This is a genomic window from Xanthomarina sp. F1114 (assembly GCF_026410255.1).
Taxonomy (GTDB): domain Bacteria; phylum Bacteroidota; class Bacteroidia; order Flavobacteriales; family Flavobacteriaceae; genus Xanthomarina.
This window is the reverse complement of record NZ_JAPMLL010000019.1, coordinates 25,117-48,246: the sequence shown is the minus strand read 5'-3', so window position 1 is coordinate 48,246 and position 23,130 is coordinate 25,117. Positions and strand designations below refer to the sequence as shown.

Here is a 23,130-nt window from a genome sequence, read left to right as displayed (position 1 = left end):
CTGGATGTAGGAGAGACTTATACCGTTTCGGTTGAAGGCGATACCAAAGGACCTTTTGATAATGATATTGTAGCTTTTATAGATTGGAACCAGAACGGTGTTTTAGATGATGCTGGGGAAGTGTATGAAATTGGTACTCTATTTGATTCGGTGGGAGACGATGGCGTTTCTGTAACTATGGATATTACAGTGCCTATGGATGCTATTGAGGGAGAAACACGTATTAGATTAACAAAAACATATCAAGATCCAGATTCTCCTGCAGGAATAGACCCTTGTGCTATCGAGTTTTATCCGTTTGGATATGGTCCATATGCCGGTTACGGGCAAGCTTTAGATTTTACATTAAATATTGGGTCTTTAAGTGTGGATAGTTTTGAAGCGAATGCTTTTTCCGTGTATCCAAACCCTATAAAGGATGTTTTAAACATTAAGTATAAATCAGCTCTGGAATCTGTGAAAGTTTATAATCTTTTAGGACAGGAAGTGTATTCTCAAAATGTTAGTTCTTCTCATTTAAAATTAGATTTATCGTCACTTCATACGGGTGCTTATATTGTAAAAGTTTTTGCAAACGAAGCTATACATAGCTTCCGTGTTTTAAAACAGTAAACTTAGAGAAAGATATAAAAAGGCCTTAGAGTTATAGGTTAACTAAACTGAACAAGAAGAAATTCTTGCTCAGTTTTTTTTGTGTCATATTTTTGCTTGTTGCCCAATAAAATAAAATAGTAACAGACTGATTTTTGCTGTTTGCGCTATTCTCTAAAGCAATTTGTTAATGCTGTGTAGAAGCTGATTCCGACATGTCGTCATCACGTTGATTGACCATATCCATGATTTCTTCTGGCGACAAATAATACTTTTTAATCCGTTGTTTATAAGACGGTGTGATTTCTGAATTATTAAGAATAAAATTCTTAGTTTTTAGTATATAAGATTCCATTCCATGAGCAACCGCATAAGTGTCGGCTGTACGTTCAGCTTCAATAATATAATTATCCGAAAACAAATATTTAATACCAAAACCAATCATATTCATATTACTGCGTTGCTGATAGTCCATAATATGTCCAAACTCATGGCCAAGCCATCCCACTAAAATTTTCGATGGAATATCTTTCGTGGAAAAGTTTTTATCGGAAATCTTAAACTTCTCACTAATAAAAATCACATATTCCCGATTCTTTTTAGATTTGAAAAAGCTGTTAAACTTGGGTTGGGCCTGCATGGTCGATTTCTTGATGTTTTTCTTAAACTTAATTTCAATGTTTACATCCTGCAATTCTGGATAAAACTCAAGAGTTGTAATAACTTCCTTTTCAATAGATTTTGGAGTTTGTATTTGGGTGTAACCGTTTAAGGTTATAAAAAATAGAATTAGAAATACGAATCGTTTCATAGTTAATATAGTATAACGAATTTCTTTTAAGATGCCAACAAGTTTTAATACTAATTAATATGTGTTTTTTAGAGATAGCATATAGATTAAATCTATTTAGCGGGTGTAATCATGATATGCGAACGATGTGTGTTTGCATCCATTAACCAGGGCATTCCAGGCAATCCAGGTTGGGTAGGTAGACCGGTTTCTTCCCCTGTCATATATGGGCGGTATAAGACATATCTAATATTACTGTTTTTTAATTCTCCGGTTTCAAAATTATAATCTTTTTCACTTCCAGTAACTACATAAACTGCAGCTGGCTCTTTAGGCATAACCAAAGTTCCTGCATCGATTTCTATTTTACGGATGTCTCTTTTTTCTACTTCAGAGTTTCCCTCTGCAAGCAACTCACGACCTCTAGCCATATACGGCTCTAGCTTGTCGCTGTAACAAGCCACACTAATACCTTCTTTGTTTGGGTTATCGGCTATGCAAATCATTTCGTTTGTGCCATCGCGTAAGGTAATAAGTTCTCCTTTTTGGTTGTAACCTAGTATTTTAGCGTCCTCCTGATACATGTCCGGGCAAGCAAGAAGCGCTGTTTTTATCTGACTTTCTGCTGAAGGAATCTTCGACTGTCCCAGGGCAGATGTTATACAAATGAGTGTTGATAAAAGAAATAAAGTTTTCATAATAAATTTTTTAAATGGACTGCTTAAGATACAAAATTTATAGACATTGTTTGGTTGATTTAGTTTCTAAATTAATATTGCCTTGAGTACAGTTGACAAAATTCTTCTTATTTAGAAAGACTATACGGTTTTAGACCTATATAAATCTTTTTTTAATCCTTATATTAGACTTCTTTAATCGGTTGATCTTGTAAAAAAAAAATAATATAAATCAACTGACTCTGTAAATTGATATGAGTATGTTTTATAGAAAAAATATTATAGCTGTTACAGGGATGTTTCTATGTGTTTTTCTGATTGTTCATCTATCGGCAAATGCTATTTTATTATTCCCGGAAACTACTGCCCGAACATTGTATAATTCTTATTCCACAACTTTAAGAGAAAGTATAGTTATTAAAATAGTCGCTTATTTGCTATACCTATCTATTATTTTCCATGTGGTTTATGCGGCTATCGTCACCTATAAAAATAGAAGATCTAAAAAGGATAAGTATATCATGAATCATAAGCATGAAACAAGTTCCTGGGCCTCACAAAATATGGGCCTATTGGGAGTACTTATTTTGATTTTTATAGTGGTCCACCTCGTAAATTTTTGGGCGAGAGTGAAATTAGGAATCGGAGAGAAAGTAGGCTTAGATGCCTATGGAAATATAGATGTTTACGAAGTGACTTATAGCTTATTTCACAATATCTATTATGTACTTTTTTATTCAGTTTTAATGATTCCCTTGGGTTTTCATTTGCATCACGGATTACAATCGGCTTTTAAAACATTGGGCTTTTATCATAAAAAGGGATTAGCTGTACTAGCTAAAATATCGCTTATTTATGCGATTATTATGAGTATAGGTTTTGCAATTATTCCCGTAATCGTTTATTTCAAATAGCTAAAACATGACATTAGATTCAAAAATTCCAGCAGGCAGATTGGAGGATAAATGGACAAGTTATCAGGCAAAATCCCATTTAATTAATCCAGCCAATAAAAAGAAACTCAACATCCTTGTTGTAGGATCTGGATTGGCAGGAGCGGGGGCAGCTGCAACCTTGGCAGAACTGGGCTATGAGGTGCAATGTTTTTGCTATCAAGATTCTGCACGCAGAGCGCATTCTGTGGCCGCTCAAGGAGGGATAAATGCTGCAAAAAACTATCAGCATGATGGGGATAGCGTTTGGCGTATGTTTTACGACACCTTAAAAGGAGGAGATTTTAGATCCCGAGAAGCCAATACCTACCGACTGGCAGAACTATCTGCACCTTTAATAGATCATTTTGTGCAGCAAGGCGTTCCTTTTGCTCGGGAATATGGAGGCGTATTGGCCAATAGAAGTTTTGGTGGGGTACAAGTTCAGCGGACCTTTTATGCCAGAGGACAAACGGGACAACAATTATTATTGGCGGCTTACTCACAATTATCAAAAATGATTCGCGCTAAAAAAGTGGAGATGTTAGCCCGGCATGAAGTGCTGGATATTGTGGTTATTAAAGGCAAAGCCAAAGGCGTGATTGCGCGAGACCTGGCTACAGGAGAGATTAAACGTTTTGCAGCCGATGCCGTGGTACTTGCCACTGGCGGATATTCGCGTGTGTTTAGATTATCCACTTTAGCTATTGGTTGCAACGGGAGTGCTATTTGGAAAGCTCATAAAAGAGGGGCTTATTTTGCAGCGCCTAGCTTTACGCAAATTCACCCAACAGCTTTACCACAAACCAGTGAGTCGCAATCCAAACTGACATTAATGTCCGAGTCTCTTAGAAACGATGGACGTATTTGGGTTCCTAAGAAAGAAGACGATAACAGACAAGCAAAAGACATCCCCGAGGAAGAGCGGGATTATTATTTAGAAAGACGCTATCCGAGTTTTGGAAACCTGGCACCTAGAGATATTGCATCGCGTGCAGCCAAAGAACGTATAGATGCTGGTTATGGCGTAGGACAATTAAAAAATGCCGTGTACTTAGATTTTAAGCATGCCATTAAAAAACTAGGGAAAGATGTGATCCAAGATAAATATGGGAACCTGTTTAGCATGTACGAGAAAATTACTGGTATTAATGCTTATGAAGAGCCGATGAAGATTTCGCCAGCAGCACATTTCTCCATGGGAGGACTTTGGGTGGATTACGAATTAATGACCAGCATTCCAGGTTTATATGCTATAGGGGAATGTAATTACTCCGATCATGGGGCTAACCGATTAGGCGCAAACTCCTTACTGCAAACCAGTATCGATGGGTATTTTATTTTGCCTAATACCATCAATAACTATTTGGAAGGAGAATTGAAAGAAACCCGTCCAGACGTTAATCATCCAGAATTTGTAAAAGTGGAAGATGAGGTTAAGTCGCAAATCGGTAAAATACTAGCTATAAATGGACATCGCACTACAGACGATTTTCATCGGGAATTAGGAAAAGTGATGTGGCAGGAATGTGCCATGAGCAGAAATAAAAAAGGTTTGCAAAAAGCGATTCTTCAAATTAAAGAAATTAAAGACGCATTCTGGAAAGAGGTTAAGGTTACAGGATATGATAATGAAATGAATCCCGAATTAGAAAAAGCTTTACGGCTGGCAGATTTTATTGAATTAGCCATTCTTATGTGTACAGATGCCTTAGAGCGCAACGAATCTTGTGGGGCCCATTTTAGGGAAGAATATCAAACGGAAGACGGAGAAGCTATGCGTAATGATGAAGATTATAAGTATGTATCTGTTTGGGAATACGATGCCGGAGATTTTAAGTTGCACAAGGAAGTTTTAGAGTTTGAATATGTTCAGCCAACGGTAAGAAGTTATAAATGACAGGACGATGAAACGAGCGTGTTCAAATTAGTAATACCGCATGAGGTCGGGTGGGTAACGAATAGCATGTGACCATTAAAAAACAAGTAACAAAAACACATGAAAATAACATTTAAAATATGGAGACAGGAGGGAGCCAATAGCGAAGGCTCTCTCAAAACCTACGACATCGATGGGCTTACAGAAGATATGTCTTTTTTGGAAGCCTTAGATCATCTCAATGAAAGGCTGGTTTTAAAAGGTGAAAAAGTTGTGGCCTTCGATCACGATTGTCGCGAAGGTATTTGCGGCCAATGCGGGGTGTTTATTAATGGTCGCGCTCATGGGCCTCACGACCATATGACTACTTGCCAATTACATATGCGAAGCTTTAAAGATGGAGACATTATTGTGGTAGAGCCGTATCGAGCAGGAGCCTTTCCGGTGATAAAAGATTTAGTGGTAGATAGAACTGCTTTTGATAGAATTATAGAACAAGGTGCATATATTACTGCAAAAACGGGTACAGCTGCAGAAGCCAACGCCATTCTTATCCCAAAAGAAGTTGCTGATAGTTCTATGGATGTTGCAGCTTGTATAGGATGTGGAGCCTGTGTGGCTACATGTAAAAATGCCTCTGCTGCCTTATTTACTTCGGCAAAAATAAATCATTTGAACAAATTACCTCAAGGTCATCCAGAAGCACATAAACGTGTTTTGGATATGACAAATCAAATGGCAATAGAGAATTTTGGTAGCTGTACCTTTACAGCAGCCTGTGAAGTAGAATGTCCTGCCGGAATTTCCATCAGTAGTATTGCAGAAATGAATGCCCGATATATAAAAGCAAAACTGTTTGAGTAGATAGCTGGTTTTAAATTAAAGACCAAACAAAAAAAAGTTGTAATTTAAACCAATTAATTTTCCATAAAGATTTTTATTTTAAGCTATCCTTTTTTTTGCGGATACCATTAAATCTGTTATTTTTAACATAGAAAATTAGGGTTGCAAACTTTAGATTCTCAATATCAAAGACTTACAAATGAGCAAAAACATACTTTTACCAACAGATTTTTCCGACAACGCCTGGAATGCTGCTTTATATGCTTTCAATTTATATGCAGAGCAAACCTGTACATTCCACTTTTTACATTCTACCAAATTACCAGTTTCGGCTTCGTATAGTATGTCTAATAAATTGACTCGTACTTTGACTAAGAATGGGATGAAGGACCTTTCAGATTTGAAGCAAAAAGCAATAGAAAGCAATCCAAATCCGAAGCATTCGTATACTGTAACTTTAAGTTCTTCCGATTTAAAAATAGCTTTAGAAGCCGTTATAAAAAAACGCGATATAGATGTGGTTGTTATGGGATCCAGAGGGATTACAAATTCGGCAGAGTTTATTTTTGGAAGTAATACGGTAAGCATTATAGGACGGGTGAAAAGTTCTGCTATTTTGGTAGTACCAGATAGATATGAGTTTGAAGTACCAAAAAATATTGCATTTCCAACAGACTTTACCCGTAATTATGGAGATGAACTTATTCCATTAAAACAATTGACTGATTTTTATAATTCAAACATTGAAATTCTTCATATTATAAGTCAGGAAAACCTTTCTGAAGCTTATGTTAATAATTTGAATCAATTAAAGGCTTCGTTAGAAAACCATACTTACAGTTTCCGGTATATGCCAAATTATATTAGCAAAGAACAAGCTGTAAAGGATTTTATTGAACAATTTGATATCGATATTTTGGTAATGATAAATTATCAACATAGTTTTATCGACAGTCTTATAAATGAACCTCTAATAAGAAGATTAGGTTTTCAACCGAGCATTCCATTTTTGGTTATTCCTTGTTTGGCCTGATATAAGTCATTTTGTAGACCGAGATAAAACTTTAATTTTACACCAGAATATCAAATAAATATCATGAAGAGACATCACATTTTAATACCTACAGATTTTTCAGACAATGCATGGACTGCAGCGCTTTACGCTTTAAATTTATATGCAAACGAGCCATGTACATTTTATTTATCTCATGCTTGGACTTTTTTAAATACCGGTGCCAGAACACACGTGCCTGAAAGTTATTTAAAACCACTTAGAGAAGCAGCAAAAGATAAATTAGAAAGTCTTAAAAACTTAGCTGAAATTGAAAGCAATGGTAGAGATCATGAATTTGAAACCCTGTTTTGTATGGGATCTCTTATGGATTCTATAGAGTTGTCTATTAAAGAGAAGGAAATAGATCTTGTTGTTATGGGGACTAAAGGAGCCACAGGAACTCAAGAATTTTTATTTGGAAGTAATACGGTAGCTATTATTAATAAAATGAGGCTTCGTCCGGTGTTATTGGTTCCAAGTAAGGCGACGTATGTAACTCCGACTAGCTTAGTCTTTCCTACCGATTTCAATAGGTTTTACGGGGAAGAATTAAAGTCGATAAAACATATAGCAGACTTACATAAATCTAAAATTGAAATCCTTCATATTAATAAAAAAGAAGAGCTCAACGATACACAGAACGCTAATATGGAAATGTTAGACAGCTATTTAGAAGGCTATGAGCATCATTTTAATTGGGTAACGGATAAAAAGAAGAAAGAACGAGCCATTACCAGATTTATTAAGAAAAACGATATCAATATTCTGACTATGATTAATTACGAGCATAGTTTTGTTGAAAATTTAATTAAAGAGCCTGTTATTAAGAAAATGGGCTACCATTCCATAGTGCCATTTCTGGTAATTCCACGTGTAGATTAATACTAGTTAATGTATTCTTTGTAGTAGAATCTACAATATTTACCATAGAAAAAGTCCATTAGACAGCTCGTGTTTAATGGACTTTTTTTATGTGAATATACTTTCTAACTACTAGAAATACCGACTTATTGGACTTCTGTTATTATTTTTTGGTCACAGGAAACCCTCTGTCTCTCATTAAGGCATCAATTTCTGCATCGCGGCCTCTAAACTGTCTATACGCATCGGCTGGATCCATAGCATTTCTTGGCGCAAATAAATATTTAACTAGTTTATCTGCCATCTCCTGATCGTAAAAACCACCTGGAGCATCTCTAAAAGCTTCAGAAGCATCTGCTGTAAGCACATCTGCCCACATATAGCCATAATATGCAGTGGCATAACCTTCGCCAGAAAATACATGTCCAAATTGCGGAGTTCTGTGACGCATTGGCAATTCTTTAGGCATGCCTAATTCGTCTAAGGTTTCACGTTCAAATTTGGCAATGTCAATATCTGTAGGATCTGCTAAATGCAATTTCATATCTATTAAAGCAGAAGCTAAATATTCTGTGGTTCCAAACCCTTGATTAAAGGTAGAAGCCTTTTTAATCTTCTTAACTAATTCTGCAGGAATAGGTTCTCCAGTTTTATAATGAACTAGGTATTTATTGATAACCTGATCTGTAGATAACCAACGTTCTAATAACTGCGATTGGAACTCGGTATAATCTCTAACGCCACCATTTAGAGATGGGTATTTAACATTGGAAGAAAAGAAATGTAGCGCATGTCCAAACTCATGAAAGAAGGTTGTGGCATCATCCCAGGATACTAAGACCGCTTCTCCCGGAGCAGGTTTTACAAAGTTAGAATTGTTAGAAGCCAGGACGTTTGTTTCCCCTTCAAAAGAAGAATAACTTCTATAGGTAGTTGCCCAGGCTCCAGAGCGTTTTCCTTCACGAGAAAACGGATCTAAATACCATAAACCAATATTTTTTCCGGAGTCTTTGTCTGTAACTTCCCAAACTTTAACATCTTCATGAAACACAGGAACAGAACCTTCTGCCACTGCTGTGAATTTATAATTAAACAATTCGCCAGCCGTAAAGAACATTGCTTCAGTTAGTTTGTCTAATTGTAAGTACTGCTTAACTTCGTCGCTATCTAAATCGTAGGTTTTTTTGCGCACTTTCTCGGCATAATATCTATAATCCCAAGGTTCAATCGTTATCTTATCGTCAAGTTCGTTAGCTACTGTTTGCATATCGGCTACTTCCTCTTTAACACGAGCTGTGGCAGCTGGCCAAACAGCCATCATTAAATCCATAGCGTTTTCTGGGGTTTTTGCCATACGGTCTTGCAAGCGCCATTCCGCATAATTATCGTAGCCCATTAAGCCTACACGTTCTTTACGCAGTTTTAAAATCTCAGCAATAATTTCTTTATTGTCATACGCGTCGTTATTATCTCCTCTGGAATAGTAGTTTTCCCAAACTTGCTTACGCAATTCACGTTCCGTAGAATAGGTTAAAAACGGATCCATAGAAGAGCGTGTATTGGTAATGGCATATTTACCGTCTTGACCTTTGTCGGTAGCAATTTTAGCAGCCGATTTAATATAGCTATCAGATAGGCCACCTAGTTGCTCTTTGTTTAAATAGGTAATATAGTTCTCTTCGTCGTGCAAGACATTATTGGCAAAATCGGTATAAAGCGTCGAAAGTTCCTTGTTAATTTCGGCATAGCGCTTTTTCTTTTCGGCATCTAAATTGGCACCGTCCATTTCAAATTGCTTATAAGTTAATTCTACAACGCGTTGTGCTTGTGGTTCTAAAGGGTTTTCTTGGGAAGCCTGGTAAACAGTTTTTATACGTTGGAATAATTTCTCGTTCTGAGAGATCTTAGATCTAAAATCTGATAGTTTAGGAGCTAACTCAGCTTGTACCGCTCTAAATTCAGGCGAAGATACATTGCTGGACATGATACCGTAATAAGCAAAAACACGTTTAAGCGTTTTTCCAGAACTTTCCATAGCAGCCAAGGTGTTTTCGAAGGTAGGTGCTTCCGGGTTATTAGCAATGGCTTCAATTTCAGCAAGTTGTTCTATCATGCCTTCTTCTACAGCAGACTTTATATCATCTACGGACATCTTATCGAAAGCAGGAACACCTTCATAGGGTCCGGTCCATTCTTGAGTTAGTATGTTATCCTTCATTATTTTTTCAGGGGTTTTAGGGTCTTCTTTGCAGCTTGCAAATAAAACCAGACTACATAAAACGGTTGTTTTTATGCTTTTAGTGATCATAATTATACGTGTTTAATATTTTAGTGTTTGGATGTTTGAAAACAAGAGAGCAAGATAATGAAATTAAAAGGAAGTAAGTTTATTTTCCAAAGCAGAGGGTTTGTTTTAATATGCTAATATTATTAGTTACTGTTTTACTGAATACATAATAATATAAAAATTTCTTACTTGACAATGAACTTAAACAAAACAAATAAGGTGGTATAGGCACATCCAGAGAATGAGTTTATTCACTTTTTAATACGGTATAAACTCAATAATCCGTAATTTTGACTAAACCAAAACCAAAATTTCATGAAAAAACTATTACTCAACTTTATTACAACCATCTGCGTTATTGGGATGGTTTCAGCCCAGGGCTATACCACTCCAGATACGGGTGTGGTTTACTCTTTAGACGATCTTGTTGCGGCAAGTCCTGCTACCATTTCAGTATCGGGAACAACTTACACTTTGGTGGAAGATTTAATCATTTCGGAAACAGATACATTTCTTATAAACTCAGATGTGACTTTAGAGATAGAAGCGGATATACGCATCACCGTTTTTGGAAGCTTTAATGTGGATGCAGCTCAAGTAATTTTTACGGCTGTAGATCCAGCTGCGCCTTATGAGGGTTTTCGTTTTGAAGAATTCTCAGATATCAACATTCAAAATGCCACTATAGAGTATGGTGGTGGTTTGCGTGTGCTAACTGAAACCTTCACCATTAATAATAGTACTTTAACTAATAATGTCTCGGGAGTTTCTACGGGAGCTGTCATTTCACTTTCCAGAGGGATGGCTCAAATTACCAACAATACTTTTACGTTTAATCAAACGCCAGCCATTAGTTCTGGGGCGAATAGTGCTGTATCTCCTTATATTTTCAATAATTATATAGAGGGGAATAATCAAGCCAATTCCAACCGACCTCAAATAAACATGGGAACAACCATGGCAGCAAACCCAATTCAAATTATTCAGAACACCATCATTGGAGACAGATCTTTAGATATGGTTGGTGGTATTGCTGTAACTAATTTTGTAGGAGGCGATATCAACGCTATCATTGACGATAACATTATTAGAGACAACCGTTATGGACTTACTATTGTAGGGAATAACTCTTTTGCTTATGTAAGGAACAATGTTATTGAAGATAATGATACCCAAGGAAGTCCGAACTTGGGTGGCAGTGGTATTTCTTTAAATACCTCTGCAGCCGGTATGGAAGTTATTGCTAGCGGTAATCAGATTCGACGTAACCTGTGGGGAATTACTGTTATAGGTGAAGCCTCTATTAACTTAGGTGATGGTGCTGGAAATACTGGAGAAAATGTGTTTTCTGAAAACGGAAATGGCGGAGTTACTTATGCTCTTTACAATAATACAGGAAACGATTTAATGGCGATGAATAATTGCTGGGATGAAACTAATTTGCCTAATACGCTTGCAGATGCAGAAGACGTTATTGTACATCAAAGTGATATTTCAAATTTAGGCTTGGTTACTTTTGATCCTGTTAATTGCGGATTTTTAAGTGTTGAAGAAGCACATTTAACTGAAGTAGCAATTTATCCAAACCCTACTAACGGACATGTGACATTGACTAATAACACTTCGTTTCAGAAAATGAATGTTTATAGTATGGATGGAAAATTAGTCTTAGAGAAAAACCTTCAAAGTGGAACCCATGAGATGTATCTGGACTTGAGCGCTGGAATTTATATTTTAGAATTGCATGGAAACAACTCAAGAGCCATTAAAAAACTAGTAATTAAGTAGTATTTAACCACTTTTTATATTTAAAAGCTCCATCAGAAGATGGGGCTTTTTTGTTGGGGTTAGTCAAATGGCATGGGACAGATCTTAACACCTTGAAAATCAAATTTACAGGGGTAAAGTCTTCCATGCTGTAGAATAACATAGCCCAATACTTTCGCCTTTAATTCCAAGATTCCATAAAATGATTTATTGAGAGACGTTGTAATTTTTGATTAGATGATACATATATTTTTTATCTTTAAAAAAAAATATCATGGAACCTTCAGAACTAATCGATTCAATTGCTAAAAAGGATACCCTAAAATCTCATCTCATTCATATTCTTGAAGGATTTCAGCAGATGGATTATCATGCTTTAAACCAATTGTTGGACGAAGGTTATTACGAAGACTTAAAAAAAACATCATTTATATATCAGCAAATGCAAATTTTTAAAGCGTTTCAAAGGAAGGGAGATAGTCATTTAAATCTTTCAACTAATATTTGTACAGGCTGTTTATGTAGCGAGCCTGTTTTTGTGTTAACTGGTAATAATTCCGGTCACAAATACGCTATTTATGTTGAATTTACTCAAGATGATATAACCGATATCTATAGATGTGCGTTACAATCTGATTATTTTGAATGCTTATCTCCATTTTAATCAGTTCCAGCTGTTAACCTACCATCCGTACCTATGGCTTTCCCCTTAAAAATTTTATTAATAGTTGCCTGTCTCTTTTTTTCATATAGCTATGCTACCGTTGGAAAACCACTTCAGGAAGCTGTAGATAGTTCAGAATATTATCATAATAAGGTTATTAAGCCAGCTTCTAAATCTGATTTACTACAAGCTTTCGTGTATTATAGAAATAGAAAGGATGAAAGTTTAAAGGCGTCTGATACCATTAAGGCTATTTATAGCTTCAGGCAGATAGCAATTATTCAAAATAAACTAGGCATACTTTACGATAGTGAAACAACGGCCATAGAGGCTTTAAACTTGATAGAGAAACTTCCTTTAAATAAAGTTACTAGGGAGTCTAAAGTGGGAATATATAATCATTTAGGTCGGATTTACAGAGAGATGTACGATTACAGAAATGCTGTTTTGTACTATCAAAAGGCCCTTGATTTAGCAGAAAGTAAATTGCAGGATTTGGTGCTCAGGAATAATATAGCTTATGTACATCTTAAGCAAGATAGTTTACAGCTTGCTTTACAGGAGTTTACAGCTATTTATGCGGATAGCAAAATATACAAAGATTCGGTAATTATAGCCAGAAGCTTAAATAATCTGGGAATTGTAAAAGGGAAGCTGGAAGATGAATCCGCTATAAAAGACTTGAATGCCGCTCTGGAAATTAGATTAGCTCTTGGACATACATCTAATATTCTAGGAAGTTATTATACCTTATCTAAACATTATAAGCGAACCGGAGATATTGCTCAAGCCAAAGCATTTGCCAATAAGGCCTATAATCTGGCAAAACTATCTAATAACTCTAATCAGTTGACCCATGTTTTAAGTCTGTTAGTAGATTTAAAAGCAGATCCAGAAGTAAGTACATATAAGAAGCTTATGGATAGCATTCAAAAATCCAATCTTTTGGAAGAGGGAAAATACGCTTCTAAAAAGTATGCATTAGAAAAGCAGGAGAGATTAGCGGACGAGAGGCTTTTACTAATTGAAAAGGAAAAAAACCAGAAGCTTTTTTACGTGTTTCTATCTGTACTCCTAATCATTTTAGCTTTTGTTATTTTCTTTTACTTGGATTATAGACATAAAAAGCAAAAACAATTAGAAGTGTATCATACAGAGTTGCGAATATCTAAAAAGGTACACGATGAAGTGGCGAACGAAGTATATCATATCATGACTAAAATTCAACATCCTGAGCAGGATAATAGAGCAGTTTTAGACGATTTGGAAGTGGTTTATAACCGGACCAGAGATATTTCCAGAGAGCATCATGATATTAATGTCAATGAAGATTATAAAGAATTATTGTTGGATCTGGTGATGCATTATAAAACAGATGAAGTACATATTATCACCAAAGACATGTCTAAAGTAGATTGGCCTAAAATAAGCAGGAATAAAAAGATAGCTATTTATAGAGTAATTCAGGAGTTATTGATCAATATGAAAAAGCACAGTCAAGCCTCCATTGTGCTTTTAAGCTTTCAGCAGCATCAGCATAAAATACAAATAACATATAAAGATAATGGTGTAGGTTGTGAGATAAAAAAACAAAACGGACTTCAAAATACGGAAAACCGTATTCAAACATTAAATGGTTCTATTACCTTTAAATCGGAGAAAGATCATGGGTTTCATGTTTTAATTAAAGTTTAAAATGTTTAAAAAAGTAATAGTTTCAGACGATTTAGTGAGTATTAACTTAGGTATGCTCACTGTTTTAGATACCTTAAAGATAAAAGACCATGCGCAAGTTCAGTATTGCGATGATGCTTATCTTAGAATTAAAAGAGCAGCACAGGACAAAGAGCCCTTCGACTTATTAATTACAGATTTATCTTTTAAGAAAGACCATCGCGATCAAAAGTTTCCATCTGGAGAAGCACTTATAGAAGTTTTAAACCGGGAGTTTCCAGACTTAAAAATTATAGTTTATTCTATAGAAGATCGGATTCAAAGGGTGAGAAGACTGATTAATGAACATGGTGTAAAAGGCTATGTTTGCAAGGGTAGGAGAGGGTTAATAGAATTATCGGAAGCCATTAATAAGGTGTTTGGTAATGAGGTGTATTTATCGGAACAGGTCAATCAGGCTCTCAATAGTACCTCTAATTTAGAAATTGATGATTACGATGTTTTATTACTGAAACATTTATCCAATGGATTGTCTCAGGAGCAAATAAGCAAGTTATTTAAAGATGAGCATATCAGTCCAAACAGTTTAAGTACCATAGAAAAAAGATTAAATAAACTTCGGATTCAATTTAAGGCAAATAATGCCATTCATCTGGTGGCTATTGTTAAAGATTTAGGTCTCATTTAAAAATTTACAGGCTTTACGGGAAACAGTAATAAAGTTAAAACATATCCTTATATGTTTGTATCAGCTATTAATTATTCTTAGTAGTGTGGGAGAATTCAAAGGCGCATCTATAGTGGGTGCGCTTTTTTATTGCATATAGTTTTCTGTTACAGTCAGACCATAAACTTGCAAAAAATGTAATTAATTTATAGAAGGCAATAAGATTACACTTATCTTTAGACTGTAAAAATAAATATGGTGTGCCAGCCCTTCTATTGCGTGGATATGCTAAGCGCATATTTCTAACAGGTTTTACCTGGAACTATATTTTAGAGCAAGAAATTTTAAGTCATTAGATATTTAATACATGGGAAAAACCTCGATATTATTCATAGCAGTCCTACTTTTTTTACTAATTACCTTTCTATATTGGAAGCTAACTAAGGCTTATGCTGAAAAAGAATATGGTAAAAAAATGTTTAAACAATGGGGCACTCGGACCTTTTATTGGACAGGCGCATTTTTCTTTAGTGGGGGACTTACAGTACTTATAATTTACTTATTGAAATGGGGACATATTATAAACTTTTAGACGTATAAACTGTGAGATGTGAAATACGTAAAAAGACCCAGCAAGCACTTGAAAACTGATAAGAACACTTTTATGGGATTATTTTAAAATAGCATTAAATAGTTAGTAGATGGCTAAAACCAAATCAAAGCAGATACTAAGAATTCTATTAGGAATTGGAACTATAATATCTTTATACTTTGTTCCCTGGCCTATTGTAAAAGCCTGGATAGAGCCTCTTCCAGACACGGTACAACAACAAGTAGATAAAGCTGAAGCCTACGGATTTGATGGCATTATTGTTTGCGTAAATAAGAACAATAATTCGTCCGAATTTTATACTTCGGGTTATAAAAACACAGAAAACAAAATACCTGCAGATCCAAACTCTCTATTTAAAATAGCCAGTGTTAGCAAATTATATACAGCCTTAGCTGTTGTTAAATTAGCTTATGGTGGACAAGTCTCTTTAGACCATTCGCTTGCTGATTATTTTCCTGAACTTGTTGGGCGCATAGAACATGCGGATCAAATTACCTTAAGAATGCTGGTTCAACATCGCAGTGGGATTCCAGATTTCACCAGAATTAATACGTATTGGGCGCATCCGAAGCAAAGTGATAAAGAACGGTTAGAGTTGGTATTGGATTTACCAGCCCATTTTAAACCCAATGCGGAATATGAATATAGTAATACGAATTATTTATTGCTATCTGAACTTATAGAAAGAGTAACGGGAGACACAAAGTTTCAATTTATTAAAGAGAATATCTTAGAGCCTCTACATCTTAAAAACACCTATGGCTCTATAAACGATGTCCCTCTAGAGGATGTTATGAGTGGATATTATATTGGTTATAAAAATGACTTAAAGACAGATGATAATGGTTTAATGCTTGCCACAGCAGAGGACCTGGCCAAATTTATTAGAGCTTTAAATGATGGTTCAGCCTTTAAAGATACTAAGGAGCAAGAAATCTATTCCTCTGTTTATGAATATGAACATACAGGTCTTATTCCGGGGTATCAAACCATTGCCAAATATCACAAAGACATGGATGCCGTAGTTATTCAGTTTACAAATACGGTTAATTTTGAAGGTTATAACTGGAGTTTATCGGAAATCATGTATAACCGAATTGTCAAATTATTGCAAAAGAAAAACGAGTTGCAATAGGCTGTGTAGTTTGTGGGGTGTAGTTTACTTAGGGAACTCCATATTTATTTGAGGGAGGTGGTTTTATCCAGCACCATAAGTCTTTCTAAAAGGATCCGGTTTTAATTCTTAAATTAGGAGCTTAAACCCATAGCTTATTTTAAACACCTTGGAACATATGGTAAACAAAGGGCACACAAATATCACATATCGCTTAAATTCACAGGACTATTTACAACAGGTTTTATATGTAAATAGCAGGAGTGAACCGTCAAAAAAACAAAGAAAAAGAGCTTGGCTTTTTGTCGTCTTAATGATTTTAATTCTTAGTTTGCTGTTAGTCTATTTATTTATGGACAAGATTGAGCTAGGTCATTATTTAGGTGCTATTCCCGTATTAATTCTGGGGATATTCACGTTTCCTTTCTTTCATAAGAAAATACTTAAAAGACAATTTCTCGAATTTGTTAATGAAAGCTACAAAAATAGTTTTGACAAAGAAACCAAGCTTTCATTTTGTAATGACCATATAGAGATCCAAAACTCCACGGGAGAATCAAAAATACAGTATTCGTCCCTAGCTAAAATTATTGAAATATCCAGTCATTTCTTTATAGTTATAAAGGCAGGAGCCTATATCGTTTTGCCAAAATCTGAAATTCCAAATATGGTTGGTATTAGAACCACCTTACAATCTATAGCCAAGGAAAATGAGATTTCATATTCATCAGAATTAGATTGGAAATGGATTTGAATGTCTATTCGTTACTAAGTTGCTAGACAGAACGGAAGTTCCAGGTCCGTGTGTCACTCTAAAACATGATAAGGCTGTTTTTTAGAATGGGTATGGGTTTTTAGTACTGTTTAGTAAGACATTTACAGTCTGTTTCATTTGTTGGCTGTGCCCGTTTTTGTTTCCACTTTAGTCGTTTTTAATACAGAAGTACTTCTTGATTATATCGTTGGTTAATTCCCTTAGAGTTTTATTCGTATCTGCTTTTTTGAATGGGGGATTGGGAGGTGGTTTCTATGGGGTTGCCATTAGGTTGGCATGGGGTAAGTCTAAGGAATATACGCTATACATACGCTATATATACGCTATAGCTATTGTTTAATTGGTTCTTTTTCATTACTTTAGGGTTGGGTTTGATGGGATTATTAATTCATGATTATTATGGCACGACAAAAAGGTATTATTAAGATTATTGGCACTCTAGGAGGCGCTAATTTTTACGAAGACAGAGAGGCCGGTGCTTTGGCCAGAACTGCAGGAGGTGGTTTTGATGGGGATACCATACGTACGAGTCCGAGGATGGTTCGGGTGCGCGAAAACTCCAGTGAATTTGGAAATTGCAGTCGGGTGAAAAAGCAGTTTCGGTTGGCTTTGTTGCCCTTTTTTCAAGGGATTAAGAGCAGGGCTTTTCATTCCGATTTGGTGAGTTTGTTTATGCGTATTAAAGCTTTAGACCAGGTATCTGAGCGCGGTAAGAGACAGGTGTATTATGGGATGCAAACTGCTAAAGGCAGGCAGCTCATGAAACGGCATTCCTTTGTTCCAGAGAAAGATCTGGTGGCTGGTTTTTGCAGGCAGGCTACTTTTAATTGGACGACGCAGCAGCTGGATGTTAGCGATTTTAATCCAGGCCTTTATAAGGTACCAAAAACAGCCACTCATATAGGGGTGACTTTAGGGGTTTTGGATTTTGATTTTGAAACTTTAGAATATTCTTTAAGCCTTTCGTCCATTCATTTTGTGGCGTTGGGAGCCGGTGTTTCTTCCTTTAGTTTAACGCCTGAGCAGGTGCTTGTTCCAGCCCATGTGGGATTTGTGGTTTTAGGCTTGCGATACTACGAACTTATTGAAAACGAGGTGTATGCTTTTAAGAAGCCGTTGGGCGTTCGGGTTTTGGATGTTTTGGTTTAGAGTGAACACCCCCTAACCCTCTAAAGGGGGGACAGCTTCTAACTCCTAAATAGGGAATAGTCTCTAACCCCCTAACCCCCTAAAGGGGGAATAGCTTGTAACTCCTAAAGAGGGAATAGTCTCTAACCCCCTAAGGGGGGAACTGCTCCTAACTCCTAAAGGGGGAGTAGCCTCTAACACCCTAACCCCCTAAAGGGGGAATAGCTTCTAAGCTCTTGAAGGGGAATAGCTCCTGACCCCCTAACCCCCTAAAGGGGGAATAGCTTCTGACTTTCTATAGAGAGAGCTGTTCTTGAGTTTTGAACGCTGCGCTTAAAGGCGGATTATTGCATGAATTTTGGTTGTGTTTTTGAGGGCTTGTTTTTGAGGGTGGGTTATCTCTTTATGGGATATGAAGCGGGTGCGACTTATGATTATTTCATGTTTGATCTATTTATAAGGTAGACTTTATAATTTTAGGGGATCTTTTTTGGTTACGGTTTTCCGTAAGGTTACTATGTTAAAGCTTAGTAAGTTTGATTTAAACTAAAACTAAACTAAAAACCCAATGAAAAAAGTTGCCATTATTGTACTAGTCTTATTTACCTGTGGATGTGCCACAAAATATATTAAGTTTAAACCCTCGGAAAATGACATCTTTTCTACCGATAGGTTATCTACTTTTTTAGAGAGCAATCCATCTCCGAAGGTGGTTTTGAGAACACTAAATTTGTCATCTCAAGCAACCGAAGATGAGGATATTGGTTATTTGTATAGTGCCATAGAAAAAGAATTGTTAAGTAATGGTTTTATTGTGCGAGACAGAAACTTATTCAATCAAGTAGTTTCAAATGAGGAGAATACGGTTGATTATGCTAAATTAAAATCTAAAACTGATACAGATCTTATCATTGAATTAATTAAGCTAGATAGAAAAGTGATATACGAAACCAATAAGTATTATACAGATAAGGGAAAATCTGGATTATTGAGTGATCCTTACAAACAATATGGAGCAGTTGTAGAGTTTAAAGTGGTTCTTATTGATAATAATGAGTTTGCAGGCACTTATAAGTTTCATTATGCTCCTTGTGCTGAAGGAAAAGGTTGTGAAATTAGCGAATCATTTAAAAAACGCATGAAGCGAATAGAAAAGGAAAAAGAAGGCTATGTCATTGTTGAAAAGGACGTATTGGAAGAATTTATGCGTCATGCAACCTACCGTTTAATTGAAGATATGAGAAAGTAAGTAATACCTATATGAAATACCTAATATCCTTTATTATTGGAGCCCTTTTCTTATGTAGTTCTATAAACGCACATTCCCAAGAGGTTTCTTGCGATGACTTATTATCCTTTATTAAAACAAAAGGTTATAGCAAGGGCACTTTAAGCAGTTATACTTTAGATTCCAGTTGGCTATACGAAGTAAAAGCCTATTCATACGATTATAATATTTACGTGGTAGCTAAAATTAAGAAAAACGAATATAGTTACAGTACCAATACCTATATTTTTTGTGGGATTCCATCTATGAATTGGTCAAACTTTCAATATGGGGGTTATGGGGATTCTGATTCTTATGGCGAACGATTTCATAAGTATATTTTTAATTATAAGTGTGATTGTTATTAAAGGTCTTTTAGTGTTCTCTTTTTAATTGCAATTATCATTACTTTTAATATCTTTAAACTCTCCTTAAAAAAAAATAGTAAATAAGTTATTAAGCTAAAATTTTTCTATGTCCTTTAACGAAGATTCAAGAGTTAAATTACCTGCAATATTACACCTTACCCAGTTGGGATATAATTATATATCACTTAAGGATGCAGAATGGGATGAAGAAACCAATATTTTCAAAAACATATTTAAAGACTCGATTTCAAAAATTAACAAAGACATTTCAGAAGCAGATGTTAATCGTTTGTATTTAGATGTAAGTTTGGCATTAGAAAATGAAGATTTAGGAAAAGTTTTTTTTGAAATGCTCACCAATAGATCTGGTGTAAAGCTTATCGATTTTGAAGATTTTGAAAATAACGATTTTCATGTAGTTACAGAATTACCATATAAAAATGGAGAGGATAACTTCAGACCTGATGTTATTGCTTTAGTAAACGGAATGCCTTTGGTGTTTATCGAAGTAAAAAAACCAAACAATCGTAATGGTGTTATTGCTGAACGAACACGTATCAATTCACGTTTTCAGAATAAAAAATTTAGAAAGTTTGTCAATTTGACGCAGTTCATGATCTTTTCCAATAACATGGAATATGATGATAACGAAATTGAACCTTGGCAAGGTGCTTACTATGCTTCTCCATCCTATCACAAACCAATTTTCAATTATTTTAGGGAAGAAATAGGGTTTAACCTATCACAAGAACTAAAACCTTTAGACAAAGACGTTGAAGATTTCTTATTAAAAGACACCAACTATCAATCCATAAAAAACAGTGCAGAGTATATAACAAATAAGAATCCAGACTCACCAACCAATCGCATACTAACTTCTATGCTTTCCAAAGATAGATTGAAGTTTATTTTGCAATACAGTTTGGCTTATGTAAAAGAGCATAATGGCTTGGAAAAACATATCATGCGTTATCCTCAATTGTTTGCCACTAAAGCCATTGAAGAGAAATTGGATAAAGGTATTCGTAAAGGAATTATTTGGCATACACAAGGTAGTGGTAAAACAGCTTTAGCGTATTACAACACACATTTCTTAACTGATTACTATCAGAAACAACATATCATTCCAAAGTTTTATTTTATTGTAGACCGTTTGGATTTACTCACGCAAGCAAGAGATGAGTTTACAGCACGTGGATTAAAAGTGCATACTGTAAATTCTAGAGACGCCTTTGTAGCAGACTTAAAGAAAACTACTGCTGTTAATAATGATAAAGGTAAACGTGAAATAACAGTAGTTAACATTCAAAAGTTTCAAGATGATCCTAGTGTTAGTAATACTACAGATTACAACATAAACATTCAACGTGTTTACTTTTTAGATGAAGTACATCGTAGTTATAATCCTGAAGGAAGTTTTTTAGCCAATCTGGAACAATCTGATCGTAACGCCATAAAAATTGGCTTAACTGGAACACCTCTTATTGGAGACAGCTTAAAGTCAAAACATCTTTTTGGTGATTATATTCATAAATACTATTACAACAAATCGATTGCAGATGGTTACACTCTTAAACTAATTAGAGAGGAAATTGAAACAGAATATAAAGTCAAATTCAAGAAGATTCTTGACGATCTAGATATTAAAAAAGGTGATGCTAACAAAAAGCAAGTATATGCACATCCTTCATTTGTAGCACCAATGTTGGATTACATAGTTGAAGATTTTCAAGATTTCAGACAGCGTAATAGCGATGCATCCATAGGTGCCATGGTGATTTGTGATAGTAGTGAACAAGCTCAAGAGCTATTTAATATTTTCAATAAAGTTTATACTAGTCCAGAAATAGAAGAGTCATTACCAATGGCTGCTGAACCTGGTGATAAATACAAAAAAGTACTTAAAGAAGAATATCGCATTAAAAAAGCCGCGCTAATTCTTTATGATTCAGGAAGCAAAGAAGAACTTGGAACCTGGCGAGACGATTTTAAAGCAGGTAAAATAGATATTTTGTTTGTATATAATATGTTATTAACTGGTTTTGATGCCAAACGTTTAAAGAAGATCTATCTAGGTCGTGTCATTAAAGCACATAATTTATTACAAGCATTAACTCGTGTTAATCGTAAGTACAAGAATTATAAGTATGGTCATGTAGTAGATTTTGCAGATATTTCTAAAGAGTTTGATAAAACCAATCGTGCCTATTTTGAAGAGCTTCAAGATGTTTTAGGTGATGAAATGGAAAGCTATTCCAACTTGTTTATGTCTCGTGAAGAAATGGAAACATCTATTCGTGATATAAAAGAAGCTTTGGCGGATTTCGATTTAAAAAATGCCGAAAATTTTTCCTCTCAAATTTCTCAAATTAAAGATCAAGGAGAAATGCAACGTATTAAAAAAGCATTAGAAGATGCTCGTGCTTTGTATAACATTATCCGATTGGTTGGTGAATATGAATTACTAGAGCGTATCGACTTCAGAAAACTAGGAGAGCTTCGTATTGAGGCTACAAATCATTTAGCATTAATAAACGCTAAAGAAGCCTTAGAACAAAATGAAGAAGTTGGTAATCTTCTTAATATGGCTTTAGAAGATATAGTTTTCGGATTTAGAAAAATTGGTGAAAACGAATTGGTACTTGCTGGCGAATTAAAAGACATCTTAAAGAAAACCAGAGAAGCTTTAGGTGGTAATTTCGACCCGAAAGATCCAGAATGGATAAGCTTGTATGAAGAATTACGACGCTTATTTGATAATAAAAACTTAAATGAGGTGTCTCAAGATGAGATGCAAACCAATATCACTTCATTAAAAACAATTCATGAAAAAATTAAAGAATTAAATAGACGTAATGATTTATTGAAAGATAAATATGAAGGCGATGCTAAATATGCACGTGTTCAAAAACGATTAGTAGAAGCTGGCAGACCTTCGCAATTAAAAACTGCTATTATTGAAGCCTTACAAAAGATAAAAGAACAAACCGATATTGCTGTACTCGATAGAAACGATAGTTTAAATAACGAAAGTTATTTTGCACGTGTGGTTGCTAAACTAGTATTTAACGAGTTTCAAAAAACCATAGATACAGAAATGGATTTTGAAACAGTTGAATTTATACGCGACCTAATTGTAGAGGAATATCTTAACGAATACCACGGAAAAACCGCATAAA

The 23,130-nt window shown here is 35.2% G+C and carries 19 protein-coding genes; 16 read left to right on the top strand and 3 right to left on the bottom strand.

Features of this window, described 5'->3' with window-relative positions; translation table 11 throughout:
* The coding region (locus OS188_RS13895) for a T9SS type A sorting domain-containing protein (protein ID WP_267149458.1) at positions 1-612 on the top strand (612 nt) is incomplete at its 5' end.
* Between the two features lie 166 nt (positions 613-778).
* On the opposite strand, the gene OS188_RS13890 is transcribed toward OS188_RS13895, so the two are convergent.
* Both OS188_RS13890 and OS188_RS13885 read right to left on the bottom strand, forming a co-directional pair.
* Positions 779-1,402: a hypothetical protein gene (locus OS188_RS13890; protein ID WP_267149457.1), complete on the bottom strand. Its 624-nt coding sequence runs from the start codon at positions 1,400-1,402 to the stop codon at positions 779-781.
* A 92-nt stretch (positions 1,403-1,494) separates the two neighbouring features.
* On the bottom strand, positions 1,495-2,079 hold the full coding sequence (locus tag OS188_RS13885; protein WP_267149456.1) for a hypothetical protein: 585 nt from the start codon (positions 2,077-2,079) through the stop codon (positions 1,495-1,497).
* Between the two features lie 239 nt (positions 2,080-2,318).
* Between OS188_RS13885 and OS188_RS13880 the strand changes: the two genes are divergently transcribed.
* The 5 genes from OS188_RS13880 to OS188_RS13860 all read left to right on the top strand — a co-directional run bounded on the left by OS188_RS13880 (position 2,319) and on the right by OS188_RS13860 (position 7,648).
* A complete protein-coding gene (locus OS188_RS13880) occupies positions 2,319-2,972 on the top strand; it encodes a succinate dehydrogenase cytochrome b subunit (RefSeq protein WP_267149455.1) in 654 nt (217 codons plus the stop codon).
* Positions 2,973-2,979: 7 nt separating this feature from the next.
* Positions 2,980-4,890, top strand: a complete 1,911-nt coding sequence (locus OS188_RS13875) for a fumarate reductase/succinate dehydrogenase flavoprotein subunit (RefSeq protein WP_267149454.1) — start codon at positions 2,980-2,982, stop codon at positions 4,888-4,890.
* A 99-nt stretch (positions 4,891-4,989) separates the two neighbouring features.
* A complete protein-coding gene (locus tag OS188_RS13870) occupies positions 4,990-5,733 on the top strand; it encodes a succinate dehydrogenase/fumarate reductase iron-sulfur subunit (protein WP_267149453.1) in 744 nt (247 codons plus the stop codon).
* A 178-nt stretch (positions 5,734-5,911) separates the two neighbouring features.
* Entirely contained in the window at positions 5,912-6,745 is an 834-nt protein-coding gene (locus OS188_RS13865) for a universal stress protein (protein ID WP_267149452.1), read from the top strand.
* Positions 6,746-6,808: 63 nt separating this feature from the next.
* The gene (locus OS188_RS13860) at positions 6,809-7,648 is read left to right on the top strand and encodes a universal stress protein (protein ID WP_267149451.1); all 840 of its coding nucleotides are present in this window, start codon (positions 6,809-6,811) and stop codon (positions 7,646-7,648) included.
* A 142-nt stretch (positions 7,649-7,790) separates the two neighbouring features.
* Here OS188_RS13860 and OS188_RS13855 read toward each other — a convergent pair whose 3' ends face one another.
* Positions 7,791-9,935 carry a M3 family metallopeptidase gene (locus OS188_RS13855; RefSeq protein WP_267149450.1) on the bottom strand — a complete coding sequence of 715 codons (2,145 nt, stop codon included), beginning with the start codon at positions 9,933-9,935 and terminating at the stop codon, positions 7,791-7,793.
* A 294-nt stretch (positions 9,936-10,229) separates the two neighbouring features.
* Here OS188_RS13855 and OS188_RS13850 point away from each other — a divergent pair, with 294 nt between their 5' ends.
* From OS188_RS13850 to OS188_RS13805, 10 genes are all read left to right on the top strand, one after another.
* The gene (locus OS188_RS13850; protein ID WP_267149449.1) at positions 10,230-11,702 is read left to right on the top strand and encodes a T9SS type A sorting domain-containing protein; all 1,473 of its coding nucleotides are present in this window, start codon (positions 10,230-10,232) and stop codon (positions 11,700-11,702) included.
* A gap of 253 nt (positions 11,703-11,955) precedes the next feature.
* Entirely contained in the window at positions 11,956-12,345 is a 390-nt protein-coding gene (locus OS188_RS13845; RefSeq protein ID WP_267149448.1) for a hypothetical protein, read from the top strand.
* A gap of 33 nt (positions 12,346-12,378) precedes the next feature.
* The gene (locus OS188_RS13840; protein ID WP_267149447.1) at positions 12,379-14,040 is read left to right on the top strand and encodes a tetratricopeptide repeat-containing sensor histidine kinase; all 1,662 of its coding nucleotides are present in this window, start codon (positions 12,379-12,381) and stop codon (positions 14,038-14,040) included.
* A gap of 1 nt (position 14,041) precedes the next feature.
* Positions 14,042-14,707 carry a DNA-binding response regulator gene (locus tag OS188_RS13835; RefSeq protein WP_267149446.1) on the top strand — a complete coding sequence of 222 codons (666 nt, stop codon included), beginning with the start codon at positions 14,042-14,044 and terminating at the stop codon, positions 14,705-14,707.
* A 680-nt stretch (positions 14,708-15,387) separates the two neighbouring features.
* The gene (locus OS188_RS13830; RefSeq protein ID WP_267149445.1) at positions 15,388-16,434 is read left to right on the top strand and encodes a serine hydrolase domain-containing protein; all 1,047 of its coding nucleotides are present in this window, start codon (positions 15,388-15,390) and stop codon (positions 16,432-16,434) included.
* Positions 16,435-16,765: 331 nt separating this feature from the next.
* Positions 16,766-17,167 (top strand): YcxB family protein, encoded by a 402-nt coding sequence (locus OS188_RS13825; RefSeq protein ID WP_267149444.1) that lies wholly within the window; start codon positions 16,766-16,768, stop codon positions 17,165-17,167.
* 558 nt (positions 17,168-17,725) lie between these two features.
* On the top strand, positions 17,726-18,337 hold the full coding sequence (locus OS188_RS13820) for a hypothetical protein (protein ID WP_267149443.1): 612 nt from the start codon (positions 17,726-17,728) through the stop codon (positions 18,335-18,337).
* A gap of 547 nt (positions 18,338-18,884) precedes the next feature.
* A complete protein-coding gene (locus tag OS188_RS13815; protein ID WP_267149442.1) occupies positions 18,885-19,565 on the top strand; it encodes a hypothetical protein in 681 nt (226 codons plus the stop codon).
* Between the two features lie 11 nt (positions 19,566-19,576).
* The gene (locus OS188_RS13810) at positions 19,577-19,951 is read left to right on the top strand and encodes a hypothetical protein (protein ID WP_267149441.1); all 375 of its coding nucleotides are present in this window, start codon (positions 19,577-19,579) and stop codon (positions 19,949-19,951) included.
* Between the two features lie 106 nt (positions 19,952-20,057).
* Positions 20,058-23,129: a type I restriction endonuclease subunit R gene (locus OS188_RS13805; protein ID WP_267149440.1), complete on the top strand. Its 3,072-nt coding sequence runs from the start codon at positions 20,058-20,060 to the stop codon at positions 23,127-23,129.
* Position 23,130: the final 1 nt, after the last annotated feature.